Here is a 21052-nt window from a genome sequence, read left to right on the forward strand (position 1 = left end):
ACTTATAAAATGCATTTCAAGACAAAATGGGAGCTTGTAGGACATAAAATTTAACATAAGAAGCAATTTTCCTTTATATAGAAAAGTCGGTAGGGGTCTATGATATAATATAACTCATGGAATACTATCCATGATCTGAGGCATAGAAAGAGGAGAAAAAAATGATAGATATATATACCAATATCTTGCCCAATGTGAACAGTGGTCCCAAGAGTGTAGAAGAGTTTTTAGAAATGGCAAATGTATTAGTGAAACAAGGAGTAACGGAAGTCGTAGCAGCACCGCTTTATGATGGAAAAGATTCCAGCTATAGAGAAAGTGTTGATCTTGCAAATGAATGGTTAAGAAAATCTTCTATTTCGTTAAGAGTTTTACCAGGTCAGAAAATAGTTGCCTCTACCCAGATGATTTTATCAAACGAAGAGTATTATATGATGACAATAAATGAAAATGAAAAATATATGTTTTTAGAAATTCCGCAAGATGTGGAAATTGAAGTGTTAGAAAATATTGCATACGAGCTTCAGTTAAAAGGAATCGTGCCTGTTTTAAATGAGCCTGAACGTCATTCATTATTTGTAGAGAATCCCGCGCATTTGTACAAGCTCGTAAAAAATGGAGCAGTCGTTCAGCTGTCTGCACAAAGTGTGCTGGGAGGCAACGGCAGTAAAGCTAAAAAAGCAGCTTATCAGTTCATTGATCACGGATTAGCACACGTTATTGCATCTGGCGTGAATCGTGAAAATTACCAGCAGTACGGCCTGCAAAAAGCCTATTCAGCCGTTTCTAAAAAATACGGCAACAGCAAGCTTTATCATTTCATGGAAAATGCTGAGGCTATTGCGAGCGGGAAGGCTGTCTATAAACAAGAGCCTGAGCGCATCAAAAAAACAAAATTTCTAGGAATCTTTTAACTTTTCCCTTTGTACCCTGATTAACTTCTGTTTAATCAGGGTATTTGCATATAAAGACCTATTTCCATCCCTTCTTTTATCATCATTATTTGGCGTTATTTTACAAATTTTGTTTGCGTTTTCACAAAGATTAATAGTAAAATATTGTTAGTTGAGTAGACGACAGGAAAGTACGCGGTTTTCCGGGGTTCGTGGTGGTAAATGTCGAGAAGAATACATAGTTTCACACGAGAAATCGTCGTAGAATAGAGCTATACAAAACGCAGGGAGGGAAATAAAGTGATTGATATTCATACGTACATATTGCCTAATATCGATAGCGGACCTGAGGAAGTAGACGGCTTTTTGAAGATGGCACGCTCCTTAGCGGATCAAGGCGTTCAATCGGTTGTGGCGACGCCTCTTTATGATAGTGATCAAGAGTTTATGAAACACCATTTATTTCTCTATGTGAATGCAGCTAATGAATGGCTTACAAATTCATATATTCCTCTTCAAGTATTACCAGGTCAGCTTGTCCCTTTATCGCCTCAGCTTCTGCGAAACTATGAGCGAAATCAGCTTCTTACACTTAATCACACCGATAAATATTTGTTTCTTTCACTGCCTGACTATGATATCTCACCTTATTTTGAAAAGATACTGTCTGATCTTCTAACAAAAGGCGTCGTGCCTATTCTACGTTCACCAGAATGTCATCCGATTTTCCGAGATCAACCTGAGCGTTTGTATGAGCTTGTTAAAAAAGGCGTACTTGTTCAGCTAAGCGCAGCTAGTATTCTTGGTTTAAACGGAAAAAAAGAAAGAAAAGCGGCATTTACCCTTATTAAATACCGCTTAGCCCACGTGATTGCCTCTGGCGTTCATGCTCGCAATTACCACGACTATTCACTTTCAAAAGCGTATGATTATATTTCCGATATGTACGGTGCTTCAGAACTTTATTTTTTTATTGAAAATGCGGAAGCCATTATCGACGGTCGTCCGGTGCATCAATTAGACCCTGAGCCGATGAAAAAATTTAGTTTATTTAAATTATTTAGCTGAAAACAAGGGACTTTTCCATAAAAACGGGAAAGTCCCTTGTTTTGTCTTTCTTTCATTGTGGTATGGAATAGAAACAACGTTAAAGAAAGGAAGGCTGAATATGATAAAAACTACAGCTGGCAAAGCAGCTATGTCGGTATTAAAAGAATGGAAGATTGATCACATTTTCGGTATGCCAGGAGATTCCATCAATCATTTTATGGACAATCTGCGCAGTGAAAAAGATGAAATTGAATTTATTCAAGTCCGTCACGAGGAAGTAGGCGCACTTGCGGCATCTTCTTACGCTAAAATTACAGGGGAAATCGGTGTGTGTCTGTCAATTGGGGGACCGGGTGCGATTCATTTGTTAAACGGCTTATATGATGCGAAAGCAGACGGTGCACCGGTGTTAGTGCTAGCTGGACAAGTGCCTCGTGCGAAGCTTGGTAATGAATCGTTTCAAGAAGTGAATTTAGAACGTGTTTTTGACGATGTGTCGGTGTTTAATCACCGCGTAGATTCACCTGAATCATTTCCGCATTTGCTTCAGCAAGCCATTCGAACGGCTTATGCGAAAAAAGGCGTCGCGGTGTTAGTCATTCCAGATGATATTCCGTCTTCAACGATTAAAATTGATGAAAAAACGCCAGTTGCGAATGTATCAAAATCCATTTCTCACAGTGATCCAGAAGATGTAGCTAAAGCGCTTCTAGCTATTAAATATGCAAAAAAACCGGTTATTTTAGCAGGAACAGGTGCAAAGCACGCAAAGCTTGAATTGGCACAGTTTGCGGAAAAAATTGCGGCTCCGGTTATTTTTACGCTTCCCGCTAAAGGAATACTGCCTGACCGTCATCCTTATAATCTAGGGCAGCTCGGGCAGCTCGGGACGAAGCCTGCGTATGAAGCGATGGAAGAAACCGATTTGCTGATTATGATTGGAACTTCGTATCCATACCGTGAGTTTTTACCAGATGGAGCCGAAGCAATCCAGCTGGACTCGGATGCCACACAAATTGGTAGACGCTATCCTGTATCAATCGGATTAGTCGGTGACTCTAAAACGACGCTGTCACAGCTTACGCATAATTTAGATTATCAAGAAAACCGCCGTTTCTTAGAAGAGTGTCAAGTTAATATGGAAAACTGGTGGAAGCACGTAGAAAAAGAAGAAAATGAAGTGAGTACGCCAATCAAGCCGCAGCAAGTCATTCCTAAGCTGCAAAAAATCGTTGAGGATGATGCGATTGTATCTGTTGATGTTGGGAACGTGACGGTATGGATGGCAAGACATTTCCGCATAACGAATCAAAAATTTGTGGTTTCCAGCTGGCTGGCAACGATGGGCTGCGGACTTCCGGCAGCCATTGCTGGAAAGCTTGCTCATCCTGAAAAACAATCAGTAGCCGTATGCGGTGACGGAGGCTTTACGATGGTTATGCAAGACTTTGTGACGGCTGTGAAGTACAAGCTGCCAATCGTTGTAGTCGTCCTTAATAACAGTGAAATCGGGATGATTAAATATGAACAAGCGCTTCAAGGTCACTTGGATTATCAAACCCAGCTTGGTGAAATGAACTTTGCGAAGTTTGCTGAATCATGCGGAGGAATTGGCTACCGCGTTGAAAAATACGAGGAGCTCGAAACAGCGTTTGAAAAAGCAGCGCTTGCGAATGTTCCTGTTGTGATTGATGTTGTTATTGCGGATGAACCGCCGCTTCCAGGCAAAATTTCATTCGGACAAGCTGCCAGTTATTCGAAGCACATCATGAAAAAGTTCTTTAAAGAACATGAGCTTGAAATGCCGCCGCTTCGTAAAGGGCTAAGCAGAATGCTTTAATCAGTGACTCTCCTTACAGGAGAGTCTTTTTAGGAGGGATATCATGGGAGTGTTTGAAATCATTTTACTTATTTTTGGTGCGGTCATGATGCTTGTGATTGTAGTTCCGGTTATTATGGCTATTATTCTTTGGATGAAAGATGAAAAACAACAAGAGCATTCGGTTTTGAGAAACTATCCGCTGCTTGGGAAAATGCGCTATATTTTTGAGAAAATGGGGCCTGAACTGCGTCAGTATTTATTTTTAAATAATAACGAAGGCAAGCCGTTTTCTAGAAATCAATACGAGCAAACCGTTAAGTCAGGTAAATACCTCAACCGAATGATGGGGTTTGGCTCAGAGCGTGATTTTAGCGAACCGGGCTATTATATTCGAAACGCGGTGTTTCCAAAGCAGCGCGATGAAATGAAAGCGGATAATACGCAAAAAATTAAAACAAAAGTATATAAAATGGACGCCGATAACTTATTCAGCCGAAGAGAGCACCGAGAAGAAAAAGAAGCGGATCCGTTTTATTTGCGAGATGAAGATGCGGTCGTTATAGGGCCTTCATGCAAAAATCCGTTTGTTGTAAAAGGATTAATCGGTCAATCAGCCATGAGCTTTGGAGCGCTTGGTGACCACGCGATTACCGCTTTATCACTAGGATTAGGACGAGCAGGCGGCACGTGGATGAACACGGGAGAAGGCGGACTGTCACCTTATCATTTAAAAGGAAACGTCGATATTATTTTTCAAATTGGTCCAGGACTCTATGGCGTTCGGACAAAAGAAGGCGAATTTTCATGGGAAGAATTTAAAAAGAAAAGCGAAATGAAGCAAATCAAAGCGTTTGAAATCAAGCTCGCCCAAGGAGCTAAAACGCGAGGCGGTCATGTGGACGGTTCAAAAGTAACGGAAGAAATCGCTGAAATCCGCAACTTGAAGCCAGGAGAATCGGTAGACAGTCCAAACCGTTTTAAAGAGTTTGCATCGTATCCTGAAATGTTTCAGTTTATTGAAAAACTTCGAGATGTGGGAGGCAAGCCAGTAGGTATTAAAATGGTTGTTGGAAACACAAATGACCTTGAAGAAATGGCGGCCTATATGAAAGAGACGGGAAGCGGACCTGATTTTATTACAATCGACGGAGCAGAAGGCGGAACGGGCGCATCGTTTCAAGAATTAGCGGACGGAGCGGGCGTACCGCTGTTTTCAGGCCTTCCTTTTGTGGATGAACTGCTTAAAAAGTATGGTGTTCGTGATGAAGTGAAGCTTTTTGCATCGGGCAAGCTGTTAACGGCTGATAAAATTGCGACGGCTTTATCACTGGGTGCCGACTGCGTAAATATTGCCAGAGGCTTTATGTTTTCTGTTGGCTGTATTCAAGCGGAGGTTTGTCACAACAATCAGTGCCCAGTCGGTGTAGCCACAACAGATCCTAAGCGGCAAAAAGCGCTTATTATTGAAGAAAAATCATACCGGGTGTGCAACTACGTGCTGTCACTTCGTGAAGGATTGTTTAATTTAGCCGCAGCAGCCGGTATTGATTCGCCAACGAAGTTTTCAAAGAAACACGTGGTGTTCAACAACAGCAGCGGACAGTTAGCTGATATTTCTGTAAAAGAAAAGATGTACGTATAAAAAGCTGCCGATTGGCAGCTTTTTTATTGTCTTCGCTGAAGCAAGTGCAGGCAAAACTCTAAGTCTTTTTGAAGGTGCTCTTGCATTAACGCTTCTGCTTTTTCAGCATTACGTTCTTTAATAGCGTTATAAATGTCTTCGTGTTCGTCGATTAAAAACGGGCGGTTGTAAAACACCACAGTGTGACGGAATAAGTAAATGATCGACTGCATGCGGTCGATGATATTAATCATGACGTCATTGTTGCTTGCGTTCACAATAATGGCGTGGAAACGTTCATTTGCGCTCATAATGTCTTCAAACGAGCCGTTTCTTCCGATGTCTACGCATTCCTTTAATTCTTCTAATTCGTTGTCAGATAAAAAAGTTGCCGCGGCTTTAGAAGCTGAGCCTTCTAGCAGCATTCGCACTTCAAACAAGTTGCGTAGATCTTTTTCTGTCGGCGACACGACTTTTTTTCGAACAATCAGTCCTTCATATTCTAAGCGTCTAATGGAATCACGAATCGGCGTTCGGCTGAATCCAAGCTCGCTCGCTAATTTTTCTTCGACGATTTTTGTACCGCCTTCAAGCTCACCGTTTAAAATTTTATCTCGAATCATCTCATAAGAAGGGTGATGAGACGAACGAGAACCTTGATTTCTTAACATACTCTACTTCACCTCTAGCATTCGACACGAGGAAATCCCGTCTCTTTCTCTCTTTAGTTTTTATCATTTTGTACGCGTATACCCAAATCATACTATAACTTGTGAAAAGGTGGGACGGAAAGTTTCGCTTTTGGAAATAAATTTCATTTAAAAAAAGGCTAGACAAATAAATAGAATGCGAATATGATGAGTGTATACAAAATTATCAGAAATGTATACAAAAAATATTTTAACGTATACATTATTTTTTAAAACGTATTTGAAAACGTATACAACAAGGGGAGGAAACGAAAATGACAAAACGCGTTGGATTTATTGGACTTGGAATTATGGGAAAACCGATGACGCTCAATTTATTAAAAGCAGGTTTTGAGGTAACGGTTTACGATATTAATAAAGCAGCAGTAGAAGAAGTGAAGACAGCAGGAGGATTTGGAGCAGAAAGCCTTGCTGAAGTTGCGGTGAACAGCGACGTGATGATCACGATGCTTCCGGCTTCACATCATGTAAAAAGCGTAGTGCTTGGAGAAGAAGGGTTAATTCATAGCGCAAAAAAAGGAAGCGTTATCATTGATATGAGCTCCATTTCACCGGTAGCATCAAAAGAAATTGCCGCTGAGCTCGCACAAAAAGGAATTCACATGCTAGACGCTCCGGTTAGCGGCGGAGAGCCAAAAGCAATTGATGGTACGCTTGCGATTATGGTCGGAGGAAATGAACATATCTTTGAAAGCGTTTCACCTATTCTTCATGCGATGGGAGCAGAAATAACGCTTGTTGGAGAAAACGGAAGCGGCGTAACGGCGAAGCTTGCGAACCAAGTGATTGTAAATTTAAATATTGCAGCGATGTCTGAAGCGCTTGTACTAGCAGCCAAAGCAGGCATTGACGTTGAAAAAATGTATCAAGCGATTCGCGGCGGATTAGCAGGAAGCGCTGTATTAGATGCAAAAGTACCGCTGATTTTAGACCGTAACTTTGTAGCAGGCGGACGCATTGATATTAACTTAAAAGATATGACAAACGTGATGGAAACGGCTCATGACATTGGCGTACCGCTTCCGCTTTCAAGTCAGCTTGTGGAAATTTTCCATGCGTTAAAAGTAGACGGAAAAGCAAGCGATGATCACGGCGGAATTGTGCAGTACTATGAAAAATTAGCAAACGTTGAAGTGAAAAAGAAGGTGGAAGCATGATTAAACAAGATGAAAAACGTCTTGTAAGCGACGTGTTTAAAGACATTCCAGCGGTCGATGAGGCACTTGTACAAAAAATGCTCGACGAAGAGCTGCTGACGTTTAATCAAAAAATCATTGTGCTAGATGATGATCCAACGGGCGTTCAAACGGTTAACGGTATTTCCGTCTACACAGATTGGAGCAAAGACAGCATTAAGCAAGGATTTTTAGAAGAAAACTCCATGTTTTTTATTCTAACAAATTCACGCGGATTCACCGCTTCTGAAACGGAAAAAGCCCACGCGGACATTGCCGCTGTTATTACAGAGGTAGCGGCTGAAGTAAATAAAGAGTTTTTAGTTATCAGCAGAGGTGATTCAACTCTTCGCGGTCATTATCCGTTAGAAACAGAAGTGTTAAAGAAAACGGTTGAACAGCATTCCAATCAAGTGCTTGACGGCGAAGTGATTTTTCCTTTCTTTAAAGAAGGCGGACGATTCACCATTGATAACATTCACTACGTGCAGGATGAAGACTACTTGGTGCCGGCAGGAGAAACCGAGTTTGCAAAAGACCGTACGTTTGGCTACAGTAAATCTCATTTAGGCGAGTGGGTAGAAGAAAAGTCAGAAGGGAAATTCAAAGCAAGTCATACGACGTATATTTCGCTCGGAAGCATTCGTGCACTTGATTTAGTGACGATCACAAATCAGTTAATGGAAGTGAAAGACTTTAACAAAGTGATCGTGAACGCAGTAGATTATGTGGACGTGAAAGTTGTGACGATTGCACTTCTTCGCGCGATGAAGCTTGGAAAGCACTTTATGTATCGAAGCGCTGCGGCTCTGACAAAAGTGATGGGCGGCGTGAGCGACAAAGACCTTTTAACAAAAGAAGAGCTCATTAAAGAAAAGTCGTCAAACGGCGGATTAATTATGGTTGGTTCGCATGTTAAAAAAACAACAGAGCAGTTAGAAGAATTGAAGAAATGCAGCTTCATTGAATTTATTGAATTTGATTGTCATCTTGTCTTAGAACCTAAAAAGTTTGAAGCAGAAGTGAACCGTATTATCAATGAAGCAGAGAAGCTTATTTCTAAAGGTCAAACGGTAGCTGTGTATACAAGACGCGAGCGCTTAGATCTTGGCGAAGGCAAAAAAGAAGAAGAGCTTAAATTATCGGTGGAAATTTCAGATGCGGTTACAAGCATTGTTCGCCGCTTGAACGTTCGTCCAAACTTTATCGTTGCAAAAGGCGGCATTACGTCAAGTGACATTGGCGTAAACGGCTTATCAGTAAAGCGTGCGACGGTTGCTGGACAAATCAAGCCGGGCATTCCGGTATGGGTAACGGGAGAGGAAAGCAAGTTTCCGGGCATTGCGTACATCATTTTCCCTGGGAATGTTGGAGCAAAAACAACGCTTCGAGAAACGGTTGAATTACTAAGTAAATAGAAAGAAGTGAACGTACGAGGTGCGTTCACTTTAGAAAATATTTGAAAGCGTATACATTATTTGGATGTACGTACATGAAAAATGGTCACACTAAGGGGATGAACATATGAATTCAGTATTCGGATTAAGTCATGAAGCAAGTCTTTTGCTGTATGCGATTGTATCGATTGTTGGACTTATCTTTTTAATTGCTAAATTTAAAACAAATCCGTTCGTAGCGCTGATTGTCGCGGCTTTGTTTATGGGTCTTATTTCAGGTATGAAGCTGCCTGATATCGTAACGGCGTTCCAAGAAGGAGTAGCGAGCGTCTTAGGATTTATCGCGATTGTTCTTGGTCTTGGAACGATGTTAGGTAAAATGATGGCAGAGTCAGGCGGAGCCGAGCGTATTGCCCGCACGTTAATTAACGTATTCGGTGAAAAGAACGTACACTGGGCAATGATGGTGGTAGCCGTTATTTGCGGTATCCCGGTCTTTTTCCAAGTTGGTGTTGTACTATTAATTCCACTTGTGTTTGTAATTGCCAAGCATACGGGTACGTCACTTATTAAAATTGGTTTATCATTAATTGCCGGCTTAGCAGTTGTTCACAGTTTAGTGCCTCCGCATCCGGCAGCGATGCTAGCGGTGGATATCTTTAAAGCAGATTTAGGTAAAACGATTTTGTATTCATTAGTTGTGGCATTTCCAGCTGCAGCTGTGGCGGGCCCGATTTACGGATCGTTCATTTCACGCCGTGTTCACGTAGAGCCAACTGGTGAAATTATGGAGCAGTTCACAGAGTCGAAGCATAAAGATCTTCCTGGCTTCGGGATTACGTTATTCACGATCCTACTTCCGGTACTATTAATGCTTTTAGCAACGATCACTGGGTTTGTTTATCCAGAAACAAGTACGATTCGCTACGTAACAAACTTTATTGGAAGTCCAATCGTAGCGCTGTTAATTTCGCTAGTGTTTGCTTTTTATTCGTTCGGTTTTGCAAGAGGGTACAACAAAGATGATTTATTAAAATTCACAAACGAATGTCTTGGACCCGTTGCTTCGATCATTTTAATCATCGGTGCAGGCGGCGGTTTTAATAAAATTTTAACAGCAAGCGGTGTGGGTGACGCGATTGCAGGATTTGCTCAAGATGCACATCTTTCTCCTATCGTACTAGCGTTTGTGATTGCCGGGTTAATTCGTGCAGCAGTTGGTTCAGCAACAGTAGCAATGACAACAGCAGCAGGTATTGTCGCACCCATTGCAGCAACGATGCCAAACGTAAGTCCAGAGCTATTGGTACTAGCAACAGGCGCAGGTTCGGTGATGCTATCGCACGTAAATGATTCTGGCTTCTGGTTAATCAAAGAATTCTTCAACATGTCAGTGGCTCAAACGTTAAAAACATGGACAGTGATGGAAACGATTCTATCATTTGCGGCGTTTGCAATGGTTCTTATTTTAGACATTTTTATTTAAAAGAAAAGCGCTGGCTTCAGCGCTTTTTTCTTTGGATATAAAATATATTCAAAATATTTAAAATAATGAGAAAAAAAGACTAGATTTTCCTCTTTTCGATAGTATAGAATAGTTATAAAGTAGCAAAGGGGGTAGATGTATGACAAATGATGAAAAATATCAAATTGGTTTGACGACAAAAGCATTGATTCCAGTGAACGATCCTATTCACTGCACAAAGGTGCTGGATGAAGCAGGAGAATACATGCTAAGCAAGACGTGTAAGCAATTATTAGAAGAAGCGTGCATTCGAGAATTAAGTACGTTTAAGGGATCGATTGCCGCCGTTCGAAAAATGTTTCCGTACAAACAGCTTACGCCGCTTGTTATTAATCGTTCACAAGCCATCATTGCGTTTCCCACATCTTCGCCAAATGACTATAGCTGCGCTTGGATTTTTGCCTCTCATGTTCATACTTCACACACGCTTGCTACAGTTGATCCAACCTCCATGCTAATTCACTTCAAAGATGGAACGTTCATTCCAGTTAAGCTTTCTTATTACAGTTTAGAAAAAAAACTGGCCAGAGCGGCTGTTATTCGCAATTACTGTTTAGAAAGTCCGGTTGTCTTGGCATAATCGTTCGATTTATCGAATAAACTTGTCCTACATATGAACAATCGTTTGGACTACACATATGAACGGAAGGAGGAAGCTTATCATAAGCTTCCTCCTTTTCTTACTCTTGAAGAAGCGAGGCTTTTAGCTTTTTGCGAGCTGCTTTTCCCCAGTTTTTAACGGCTCCCGTGGAGACTCCGTATTTGTAGGCAATATCTTTATACGAGTAGCCTTCTAGCAGATGTTCGAGTACATAGATTTTTTCTCTTCCTGTTAAATGTTCGATATGCTGTTTGATGATTTCACTTTCTAGCGGAACGGGAAGAGCGGGATCTTCGTTCAATGAAAGCAGGTTCTGCTCAGCAGGTGTTTCACGTTCTTCGTATAAAATGGTGCCTTTTAAATGAGATAGGATCGTACCGCGCACGGTTGTGTAGGCATAAGCGGAAAAAGAGCCTTTGTTTTCATCAAATTTTTGATACGCTCTCCATAAACCAATCAACGCAATTTGATAATATTCGTCGTAGTCTTTGTAAATATGAAATTTTTTAATCATCGACACAATTAATGGATGAAAAGATGAAGCGATTTGATCAAACGAGCTTTTTTGCATGTAGCCTTCCTTTTTCAAAAACGCGTTTTTGCTGTATTCCGCCGGTATCTCTACTGTACAAGGGGAAGATTATATGTGCGAATGAGCGTACATTATGTTTTCTTTTTAAGAAACGTGACGTAATTTCCCCGGAAACTTCACGTTTCGCTAGGAAATATGCGAAGTATATACGTATTTGTAGAGATTTTACGTACGAAAGGTCCCCCATTCCAAATTCTACTAATCTATACTATTTATATATCTATTATCGATGTAGCAACTCTACCATCACGGAAGAGCAGTGATGGTAGAGTTGCTAGACCTATACAGATGAGCCTTTGAGGGTATATTCGCAGGAGCTACTAATTTTGAGTTCTTCTTTATGAAAGCAAGCTGCTGAGATTGTAAGAAGAACTTGTAAAGGGGAGATTGAATGAAGGCGATGGTTGGGGTAAATGTGGCGGCGGCTATTTTGTGCGGTGCAGTGATGTATGCGGGGACGCAGCACTGGCAGGAGCAAACGGAAGCGCAGGCAAGTGAAGTAAAAACTGCTGTTGTACATAAAGAAAAACAGTTTTCCGATGTATCTGCTCATACAAAAAATCTTCCGGACTTTATCACAAAGCAAATAGAGTCATCTATTGCAAATAAAAAACCTCTGACTCTTGTAATTGCCACATCCGCGAAGGAAGCAGGGTGGCCACAGCAGTTAAAAAAAGAGCTAGCAGCTACATATGGAAGCGATGTATTTACGGTTAAAACACTTTCATATGGTAACGGGACAACTGATGAGCTTTTATCCTCACATATTGCCGATCAAATTGATCAACTTCAGCCAAACATTATTCTGTTTGAAGCACCTCTTAAAAATGATTATCAGCATCTTACGCTAGATGAGACGCTTGAAAATACAGACAAGCTGATTCATCAGCTTAAAGACTTGAAAAAAACCCTTATGATTCAGCCTTCACAGCCTTACATTTCACAAACGGAGTCCTATGAAGAAGGGGTAGAAGCGATCAGGGGAGTATCTGAAGCAAACTGGGTATATTATATGAATCACTCGCTCATTTGGCCCTTTCATTTAGGAGAATATATAAATAAAGACAGCGGTAATTTAACGAAAAAAGGAAATGAAGTGTGGGGAGAGTACGTTGTGAATTGGTTTACAGGAGAATAAAAAGACAAGCCCTATTTAAAAAGGAATAGGGCTTGTCTTTTATAATTTTATTAGATTATGACTTTTCCTCGTTTTATAGTAGTAGCTTTTTGTATCTCTACACTTATAAAGCTTAAAGCCAAAGATTTCTAAAGGAGTCCAAAGTTTTTTAATGTTTACGAGTGGCATTTTAATTCTCCGTTCTGTTCTTTATAAAGGTTATGTATTTTCATTATAAAGAATATAGGAGTGATAGTAAATACTATAAAGAACAGTTTATCTAAAAAATTCTTTATAAAGAATTTTTTGGGATTGTTATTTTTGACGTATAAACATTTAGAATTGCTTGGTCTGCGATACAGGCAATAATCAATTTACATATTGATGAAAAGATAGATGATAGATACTAACCAAAGTCTTTAGAACAAGACGATCAAACTATCGCTCATTTTTAATAGGAGTGATTTTTATCATAGCTCAGGTTATTTATTCTTGCTAAATTAATGTTGTGAAAAACATCACAAAATAAAATATAAAGGATGATTCAAATTAAAACATAATTAGAGCACTTATTTTTTTTTGCTTGCCGCTAAAGCAATGGAATCGCATACATACCGTAACTGTGTTAGATAATCTAACACATAAGTTGAACGATTCAGAAAATTCATATATCTTAAATGTATCTTTAAAGATGCATAGAAAATATATCTTTGAAACAAGCAGGTATAGACGCCAGGGGAGGAATGGAAGATGCAAAAAAAGAAACTCGTATTGATTGGAAATGGAATGGCTGGAGTTCGAGCAATTGAAGAAGTATTGAAGGTTTCAAACAAAGCGTTTGAAATTACGATTTTCGGAAGCGAGCCGCATCCGAACTATAATCGTATTTTACTATCAAAAGTGCTGCAAGGAGATACGAATGTTGAAGACATTACGCTAAACGATTGGAACTGGTATCAAGAAAACAATATTACATTATATACGGGCGAAACGGTTACTAGTATCGATTCAGTGAAAAAAGAAGTAGCGACAAACAGCGGCAGAGTAGAATCGTATGATGAGTTGATTTTAGCAACGGGGTCTCTTCCTTTTATTCTTCCAATTCCAGGCTCTGATAAAAAAGGAGTTACGGCTTTTCGAGATATAAAAGACACGGATGAAATGCTGCAGGCATCTCAGCAGTATAAAAAAGCAGCGGTTATTGGAGGCGGACTGCTTGGATTAGAAGCGGCGCGCGGACTGTTAAATCTAGGAATGGACGTATCCGTCATTCATTTAGCTCCGTATTTAATGGAACGTCAGCTTGATCCAACAGCGGGCAAATTGCTTCAAAACGAATTAGAAAAACAAGGCATGAAGTTTTTGCTTGAAAAACAAACGGCGGAAATCGTCGGCGATGAGCGAGTTGAAGGATTATCTTTTAAAGACGGTACGTTTTTAGAAGCTGATTTAGTCGTGATGGCCGTTGGAATTAAGCCAAATGTTCAGCTTGCAAAAGAAGCGGGACTTAACGTAAATCGAGGAATTGTTGTAAATGACTATATGCAAACGGACATCCCAAATATCTACGCTGTTGGAGAATGTGCAGAGCATAGAGGAATGGTATACGGATTAGTAGCACCTTTGTATGAACAAGGAAAAGCATTAGCAAAAGCGATTTGCGGGGCAGAAAAAGTGCCTTATGAAGGGTCGGTTTTATCCACGCAGTTAAAAGTATCAGGTGTTGAAGTGTTTTCGGCAGGCGACTTCACGGAAGATGAAGAGAAAAAAGCGATCAAAGTGTTCGATGAACAAGACGGCATTTATAAAAAGCTTGTTTTGCGAAGCAATCAAATCGTAGGAGCCGTTCTTTTTGGAGACAGCAGCGACGGAAATCGACTGTTTTCAATGATACAAAAGCAAGAAGACGTATCGGATGTCGCAAAAGTGTCAATTTTACAGCCATCTGGCGGTAACGCGGGTGAAAGCTTAGTAGCAAGCATGAGCGCCGATGATATTATTTGCGGCTGTAACGGCGTAACAAAAGGTACGATTGTGGAAGCTATCCAAAAACAAGGATGCTCATCGGTTGATGAAATCAAAGCTTGTACAAGTGCCTCTCGCTCTTGCGGAGGATGTAAACCGCTTGTAGCGGAAGTGCTTCAGCATACTCTTGGCGCTGACTTTGACGCGGCAGCTCAAAAAGAAGCGATTTGCGGCTGTACGACTTTGTCACGAGATGAAGTTGTCGAAGAAATTAAAGCAAAAGGTCTTTCGCATACGCGTGAAGTTATGAATGTACTTGGGTGGAATAATGAAGAAGGCTGTTCGAAATGCCGTCCGGCGCTGAATTATTATTTAGGTATGGTGAATCCAACCGGATACGTTGATGAACGCGAATCACGATTTGTGAATGAACGCATGCACGCGAATATTCAAAAAGACGGCACGTATTCTGTTGTTCCTCGTATGTACGGAGGCGTCACAAATGCAGAAGATTTACGAAAAATTGCAGATGTTGTTGATAAATATGAAATTCCCCTCGTAAAAGTGACGGGTGGTCAGCGTCTTGACTTGTTTGGTGTTAAAAAAGAAGATTTGCCTAGCGTATGGGAAGAGTTAGATATGCCTTCTGGCTACGCGTACGGTAAGTCGCTGCGAACGGTGAAAACATGCGTCGGCGAACAGTTTTGCCGTTTTGGAACGCAGGATTCAATGGGCGTTGGAATTGCGCTTGAGAAAAAATTTGAAGGACTATGGACGCCTCATAAAGTGAAAATGGCTGTATCTGCTTGTCCGAGAAGCTGTGCTGAGTCAGGTATTAAAGATATTGGCTTTATTGGAATTGACGGCGGCTGGGAAATTTACGTGGGCGGAAATGGAGGTACGCATCTTCGCGGCGGAGATTTGTTGTATAAAGTAAAAACAGACGAAGAATTGATGGACATCACAGGAGCGTATTTGCAGTATTACCGAGAAACGGCTAATTATTTAGAACGTACCTCTGCATGGATTGAGCGCATGGGACTTTCGCACATTCAATCAGTGCTTGATGACGCCCAGACGAGAAGAGAGCTGAATATGCGTATGGACGAAGCGTTATCTACGTACCGTGATCCTTGGAAAGAAATCGTCGAAAGCAAAAAGACGAAAAAAGAGCTGTTCGAAACAGTTGTCACATCATAATGCTGGGGGGAAATAAAGATGGTGAATAAAAACATTACAAAAGTATGCGTGGGGTCTATTCATGATTTTCCGGTAAGCCTGGGTAAAACAGTAAAAGTAAACGGAAAAGAAATTGCGGTGTTTAAGCTATCAAGCGGAAAAATACGAGCAATTGAAAATCGCTGTCCGCATAAAGGCGGGGTGCTAAGTGAAGGAATCGTGAGCGGCGACTCGGTGTTCTGTCCGATGCACGACTGGAAAATTTGCCTGCATGACGGTAACGTACAAGAGCCAGACAGCGGCTGTGTAGACACGTACGAAGCGTCTGTTGAAGGAGATTTGCTGTATCTTTTAATTGAAGAATAAGTAACGAGGCGCGTTGATTTTCAACGCGCCACAAAAATTCAAGGGGACATACTCAAAGGAGCGAAGCAGAAGATGAGACAAGGAAAAGTGTACATTGTAGGAGCCGGACCAGGAGATCCAGATTTGCTAACGATAAAAGCAGCAAAATGTTTAGAAAAAGCAGACGTTATTTTATATGACCGACTAGTGAACCCTGTTCTTCTTCAGTATGCAAAAGAAGGAGCCGAACTCGTCTACTGCGGGAAAAAGCCTGGTGATCACTGCGTTTCTCAAGATGATATTCATGATTTGCTTGTATGCTACGCAAGAAAAGGAAACACCGTCGTGCGGTTAAAAGGCGGAGATCCGTTTATTTTCGGAAGAGGCGGGGAAGAAGCAGAAGTGCTCGCTCAGCATAGAATACCATTTGAAATCGTTCCGGGTATTACAGCGGGCATCGCGGCACCTGCTTATGCTGGAATTCCTGTGACGCATCGTGAGCTGAGCCGTTCGTTTGCCGTTGTGACGGGACACTGTTTAAGCGGCAAGCCGGAAAGTATTTGCTGGGAGCATTTAGCAAAAGGAGTTGATACGCTTGCGATTTATATGGGCGTTAAAAACTTGCCGTATATTTGCCGTCAGCTTTTAGACGCGGGAAAAAGCGCGGATACGCCGGTCGCTCTTATTGAACAAGGCACGACGGTTTATCAGCGCACGGTTACAGGCATGCTTGGCACAATCGTAGACACGGCTGCGGAGCAGCAAGTCAGCAACCCCGCGATGATTGTGATTGGTGAAGTGGTGAAGCAAGCTTCTGCTCTTTCTTGGTTTTTGGAAAAAACAGAAGAAAAAGTATGCGTCTAAGACGAATAAAAGGAGGAAACGCTTTTGCTTAAGAATTCACTGCAGTCAATGAATGAGTTAGCCCGTGAAAAAACGAAGCTTGTGAATGATCATTTGCCGAGTTATTTGCTGTTAGCTGTGCTAGCGGGTGCTTACGTAGGACTTGGCGTTATATTAGCTCTATCGGTAGGAGCGCCTTTAGCTTCTGCTTCTTTACCAGTCGTTTCTCTTGTGATGGGATTATCTTTTGCTGTTGCTCTCCTGCTTGTCGTATTTGCAGGAGCTGAATTGTTTACGGGAAATCATATGGTTTATACAGTCAGTACGCTATCGGGAGTCACCACATGGAAAGATACGTTCAAAAACTGGACGTGGTGTTTTATCGGAAATGCGATAGGTGCGTTTGGGCTTTGTTTGTTAATTACCGGAACCGGTTTGTTTAAAGGAATTGAACCGAACCATTTACTTATGACGCTGGCAGCTAAAAAAATGAATTTGCCGGTCAGTGAATTATTTTTTCGCGGCATTCTTTGCAACTGGCTTGTTTGCCTGGCAATTTGGACGGCTGCGCGCACTAAAAGCGATGCGGCAAAGATCATGCTCATTTTTGGGATGCTGTTTGCATTTGTTGCATCAGGATACGAGCACAGCGTGGCAAATATGACGTTTCTTGGCCTAGCTTTATTGCTTCCGCATCCTGATGCGATTTCGGCTGCTGGACTATTTCATAATTTAATTCCTGTTACGCTCGGAAACATCGTAGGGGGAGGATTGTTTGTAGGAAGCATTTACTGGTTCGTGAACGCTAGACAGCTAAAAGAAGTTAAAAAACAGCCGGCTGCTCTCTCAGCTGACTTGGATTCTGCTAAACTGTCTAAATAGCAAAAAACCGCTCTTTGTACCATATAGTCTGCTTTTAAAGCTAACATAACGGTATTTTAGAGCGGTTTTCTTCTATATAATATAAACTGCTTAAAGCGTATTCACATCTATACGTATCGAACAAGCAGTATCGTTCTTCATTTTATAGAAACAGGAAGTCTGTGAGAATTGAATCCGGACAGATTCTGTTGAAATGAATGTGTGAGGGTGCAGATATCATCGAAGAGGCAGAGGGCATCTTAGAATTTTAATGTTGTTTGGCATTTTATGCTCTTTTTGAGCATCCTTAAAGCAGTTGTACATTGCTTTGCTGCCTAAATGATTAGCGGAGTGAATCGTAATTCGATCGGCATATAAATGATGCTTTACCATAAAATGCACGAGCATTAATCCATTCCGTGTCTTGCTGAGTAAATCGTGATCGAGTGACAAATGTTCAACATCGAATGACCTTAGCAGATCAATACATTCGTCAATCGTTTCGGCTAAAACATGACCGTCAGGGCACTTGCGATAGTCGTCTAGAAAAACATTGATTTTCATGACTGATTCTCCCTTCCTTGCCTTGTATTTAGTGTAACATACATAATGTCATATACCTACCTAAGTCTATTCGACACGTTTTAAGCTATTCCTTCTTAAATAGGGGTAAAAACACGAATTTTTATCATTATTTGCATATTCATGGCGAATAAACAGGAAATAAGGAAAGAGATGTCGAACGAAAAATGAATAGATAAACAGTTTAAACTGGAAATTAACTTTTTTTATTCTGTGATCTTTATTTAAGAAGGTCATTTAAATCCCAGATTTGACAAGGGATGGAAGGGGGCTAACCCATAAAAGATTGTGAGAAAAAAACGATAATTTACGATTTTTTTAAAATAAATTGGAAATTTCTCTTTACGAAAAAGATGTTTGGGACGTATAATTTGATTTAAGGATTTTTTGGAACATAGTATGACAATATGACAAAAAAGAAAAGTAAGGTGAATAGAATGGGTAAGTTATTTAGTATCGGTGAAGTATTAATTGATATGATTCCAGCTCAAAAAGGTCTTCAATTGAAAGAAGTGGAATCGTTTACGCGTGTGCCAGGCGGAGCGCCGGCAAACGTTGCAGCAGTTGTTGCTACATACGGTAATGAGTCAGCGCTTATTACAAAAGTTGGGGAAGATGCGTTTGGAGACTTTCTAGTAGATACGCTTCGTGAAGTAGGAGTAGGTACTGATATGGTCTATCGTACGGAAGAAGCAAATACAGCTTTAGCTTTCGTTTCTCTGCGCGAAGACGGAGAAAGAGATTTCAGCTTCTATCGTAATCCTTCAGCAGATTTATTGCTAACTGAAGACGAAATTAACCCAGATTGGTTTGCAAGCAACGATGTTCTTCACTTCTGTTCGGTTGATTTAGTTGAAAGTCCTATGAAATACGCTCATATGAAAGCGATTAAAAGCATGAAAGAAAAAGGCGGCGTTATCAGCTTTGATCCAAATGTACGTCTTCCGCTTTGGAAAGACCATGAGCTATGCCGTCAAACAATTTTAGAATTTATCCCACAAGCGCACATTGTCAAAATTTCAGACGACGAGCTATCGTTTATCACAGGAATTGAAGATGAACAGCAAGCGATTCAGTCTCTATTTACAGGTGACGTTCAAGTAGTTGTATTCACAAAAGGTGCAGAAGGTGCAACGCTTTATACAAAACAAGCAGTCTATGAATCAAACGGTTACAAAGTAGCAGTTGTTGATACAACAGGTGCAGGAGATGCATTTATTGGCGGATTCCTTTATCAGCTATTAAGCCGCGATGTGTCACAAGAAAACTTAACGGCTATTCTTGACTCTGATCACGATGCTATTTTACGTTTTGCAAATGCAAGCGGTGCCTTAACGACAACTGGAAAAGGTGCGATCAGTTCCATTCCAGCCAAAGAAGTAGTAGAGCAATTTTGTAAGCCTGTAGCTAACTAAAATGAAAAGGCTTTATCTCTTCTTATTTGCAATCAGCAGAGGCGTCCGTTTCTGCTGATTGCAGATCACATAAGAGGGAGAAGCGAGCTGCAGAGCAAGAAGAAAAAATTTTTTTCTGTTTTTAAAAAATAATCAAAAAAATTTCTAGCTAAATAATAAATGTTCGTGTTAGTATAGTACGAGCAGCAAGAAATAGCAGTTTTACCACCATTTATGAAAACGTTATATATTTATCGATGTAGAACATTTAATAGGACTAAAGAGCGATCCTATCAAATTTTCTAGACCTAAAGGGTTGCTGCCCCCCTTGTGGGGTAGGCATCATCCGCATAAGTGGACCTTTGGGGGAATATTCGAGGGAGTATGAGTGCTTGGTCCTTAGCCCTTAATGAAAGAAAAGCAGCAGGTCGTTACATACGATGTACATAGATTAGAAATAGGAAAGTAGGTTAAGAGAAAGATGGATATTTTGCTAGGTGTTCTTCCTTCCGTTGCGTGGGGAAGCATGATTTTAGTTAGTATGAAGATGGGCGGTGGACCTTACAGTCAAACGCTTGGAACAATTATTGGAGCTTTGATTCTTTCATTTGTTCAGTTTATGATTGTGCAGCCGGTGTTAACACCAACGCTCGTTATTGTCGGGATTGTTTCAGGTTTGTTCTGGTCAGTAGGTCAAAGCAATCAGTTTAAAAGTGTTCCATACCTTGGTGTTTCAAAGTCAATGCCGATTTCAACAGGTATGCAATTAGTATCAACAGCTCTTTTTGGTGTTATTGTATTTAAAGAATGGTCAACGCTTCAAACGATTGTGCTTGGATCTATTGCGATTCTTTTAATACTAGCAGGCGTCGTGCTTTCTTCATTAGACGGTAAAAAAGAAGGGGCACAAGGGGCTCCAGGACAAACGAAAAAAGGAGTTATCACTCTTATCATTTCAAGTCTTGGATTCTTAGTTTACGTAGTTATCGCACGTATCTTCAACGTAGACGCATGGGCAGCACTATTCCCGCAAGCAATCGGTATGTTAATTGGCGGCTTAATCATTACATACAAACATAAGCCATTTAACAAATATACGATTCGTAATATTTTACCAGGTCTAATTTGGGCATCTGGAAACATGTTCTTATTCTTATCTCAATCAAGACTAGGCGTAGCAACAAGCTTTTCATTATCGCAAATGGGTATTGTTATTTCAATCTTTGGCGGTATTGTCTTCTTGGGAGAAAAGAAAACAAAGCGTCAATTATTCTATGTATCTCTTGCGAGTGTACTGATTATTTCAGGCGGTATCTGTATCGGCCTCGCAAAAGCTCACGTTTAATTTATCCTTAATTTATCGATGTAGAAAAAACCTCA

General features: G+C 40.7%; 18 protein-coding genes. 15 read left to right on the top strand and 3 right to left on the bottom strand.

What is annotated here, in order from left to right; all coding sequences use genetic code 11:
• Positions 1 to 161: 161 nt before the first annotated feature.
• The 4 genes from OK414_RS05600 (at position 162) to OK414_RS05615 (ending at position 5407) form a co-directional block, all read left to right on the top strand.
• Positions 162 to 914: a tyrosine-protein phosphatase gene (locus OK414_RS05600; protein ID WP_263045463.1), complete on the top strand. Its 753-nt coding sequence runs from the start codon at positions 162 to 164 to the stop codon at positions 912 to 914.
• A 279-nt stretch (positions 915 to 1193) separates the two neighbouring features.
• Positions 1194 to 1961, top strand: coding sequence for a tyrosine-protein phosphatase (locus OK414_RS05605; RefSeq protein WP_263045462.1), 768 nt, complete (start codon positions 1194 to 1196; stop codon positions 1959 to 1961).
• Between the two features lie 100 nt (positions 1962 to 2061).
• Positions 2062 to 3783, top strand: a complete 1722-nt coding sequence (locus tag OK414_RS05610; protein ID WP_263045461.1) for a pyruvate oxidase — start codon at positions 2062 to 2064, stop codon at positions 3781 to 3783.
• Positions 3784 to 3826: 43 nt separating this feature from the next.
• Complete coding sequence (locus tag OK414_RS05615; RefSeq protein ID WP_263045460.1) at positions 3827 to 5407, top strand: FMN-binding glutamate synthase family protein; 1581 nt, start codon at positions 3827 to 3829, stop codon at positions 5405 to 5407.
• Positions 5408 to 5430: 23 nt separating this feature from the next.
• On the opposite strand, the gene OK414_RS05620 is transcribed toward OK414_RS05615, so the two are convergent.
• Complete coding sequence (locus OK414_RS05620) at positions 5431 to 6057, bottom strand: GntR family transcriptional regulator (RefSeq protein WP_095379802.1); 627 nt, start codon at positions 6055 to 6057, stop codon at positions 5431 to 5433.
• A gap of 293 nt (positions 6058 to 6350) precedes the next feature.
• On the opposite strand from OK414_RS05620, the gene garR reads away from it, so the two are divergent.
• The 4 genes from garR (at position 6351) to OK414_RS05640 (ending at position 10773) form a co-directional block, all read left to right on the top strand.
• Positions 6351 to 7253 (top strand): 2-hydroxy-3-oxopropionate reductase, encoded by a 903-nt coding sequence (gene garR, locus OK414_RS05625; RefSeq protein ID WP_095379803.1) that lies wholly within the window; start codon positions 6351 to 6353, stop codon positions 7251 to 7253.
• The gene (locus OK414_RS05630; RefSeq protein WP_263045459.1) at positions 7250 to 8689 is read left to right on the top strand and encodes a four-carbon acid sugar kinase family protein; all 1440 of its coding nucleotides are present in this window, start codon (positions 7250 to 7252) and stop codon (positions 8687 to 8689) included. Before garR ends, OK414_RS05630 begins: the two co-directional genes overlap by 4 nt.
• Positions 8690 to 8795: 106 nt before the next feature.
• On the top strand, positions 8796 to 10154 hold the full coding sequence (locus OK414_RS05635) for a gluconate:H+ symporter (protein ID WP_057238872.1): 1359 nt from the start codon (positions 8796 to 8798) through the stop codon (positions 10152 to 10154).
• Between the two features lie 139 nt (positions 10155 to 10293).
• Positions 10294 to 10773: a competence protein ComK gene (locus tag OK414_RS05640; protein ID WP_263045458.1), complete on the top strand. Its 480-nt coding sequence runs from the start codon at positions 10294 to 10296 to the stop codon at positions 10771 to 10773.
• Between the two features lie 100 nt (positions 10774 to 10873).
• On the opposite strand, the gene OK414_RS05645 is transcribed toward OK414_RS05640, so the two are convergent.
• Entirely contained in the window at positions 10874 to 11365 is a 492-nt protein-coding gene (locus OK414_RS05645) for a sigma-70 family RNA polymerase sigma factor (protein WP_013082134.1), read from the bottom strand.
• 412 nt (positions 11366 to 11777) lie between these two features.
• Between OK414_RS05645 and OK414_RS05650 the strand changes: the two genes are divergently transcribed.
• The 5 genes from OK414_RS05650 to OK414_RS05670 all read left to right on the top strand — a co-directional run bounded on the left by OK414_RS05650 (position 11778) and on the right by OK414_RS05670 (position 17717).
• Positions 11778 to 12524, top strand: coding sequence for an SGNH/GDSL hydrolase family protein (locus OK414_RS05650; RefSeq protein WP_205662469.1), 747 nt, complete (start codon positions 11778 to 11780; stop codon positions 12522 to 12524).
• Positions 12525 to 13253: 729 nt separating this feature from the next.
• Positions 13254 to 15668 carry a nitrite reductase large subunit NirB gene (gene nirB / locus OK414_RS05655; RefSeq protein WP_263045457.1) on the top strand — a complete coding sequence of 805 codons (2415 nt, stop codon included), beginning with the start codon at positions 13254 to 13256 and terminating at the stop codon, positions 15666 to 15668.
• An 18-nt stretch (positions 15669 to 15686) separates the two neighbouring features.
• Positions 15687 to 16013, top strand: a complete 327-nt coding sequence (gene nirD / locus OK414_RS05660; protein WP_013055862.1) for a nitrite reductase small subunit NirD — start codon at positions 15687 to 15689, stop codon at positions 16011 to 16013.
• Positions 16014 to 16085: 72 nt separating this feature from the next.
• Positions 16086 to 16856: a uroporphyrinogen-III C-methyltransferase gene (gene cobA, locus OK414_RS05665; protein WP_263045456.1), complete on the top strand. Its 771-nt coding sequence runs from the start codon at positions 16086 to 16088 to the stop codon at positions 16854 to 16856.
• Positions 16857 to 16880: 24 nt separating this feature from the next.
• Positions 16881 to 17717, top strand: coding sequence for a formate/nitrite transporter family protein (locus OK414_RS05670; RefSeq protein ID WP_263045455.1), 837 nt, complete (start codon positions 16881 to 16883; stop codon positions 17715 to 17717).
• Between the two features lie 216 nt (positions 17718 to 17933).
• Here OK414_RS05670 and OK414_RS05675 read toward each other — a convergent pair whose 3' ends face one another.
• Positions 17934 to 18260 carry a cyclic-phosphate processing receiver domain-containing protein gene (locus OK414_RS05675; RefSeq protein ID WP_034653683.1) on the bottom strand — a complete coding sequence of 109 codons (327 nt, stop codon included), beginning with the start codon at positions 18258 to 18260 and terminating at the stop codon, positions 17934 to 17936.
• Positions 18261 to 18715: 455 nt separating this feature from the next.
• Between OK414_RS05675 and OK414_RS05680 the strand changes: the two genes are divergently transcribed.
• Positions 18716 to 19693: a carbohydrate kinase family protein gene (locus tag OK414_RS05680; protein WP_034653681.1), complete on the top strand. Its 978-nt coding sequence runs from the start codon at positions 18716 to 18718 to the stop codon at positions 19691 to 19693.
• A gap of 460 nt (positions 19694 to 20153) precedes the next feature.
• Entirely contained in the window at positions 20154 to 21017 is an 864-nt protein-coding gene (locus OK414_RS05685; RefSeq protein WP_013082140.1) for a GRP family sugar transporter, read from the top strand.
• The last annotated feature ends 35 nt before the right edge of the window (positions 21018 to 21052 follow it).

Source organism: Priestia sp. JV24, assembly GCF_025910025.1.
Classification (GTDB): domain Bacteria; phylum Bacillota; class Bacilli; order Bacillales; family Bacillaceae_H; genus Priestia; species Priestia megaterium.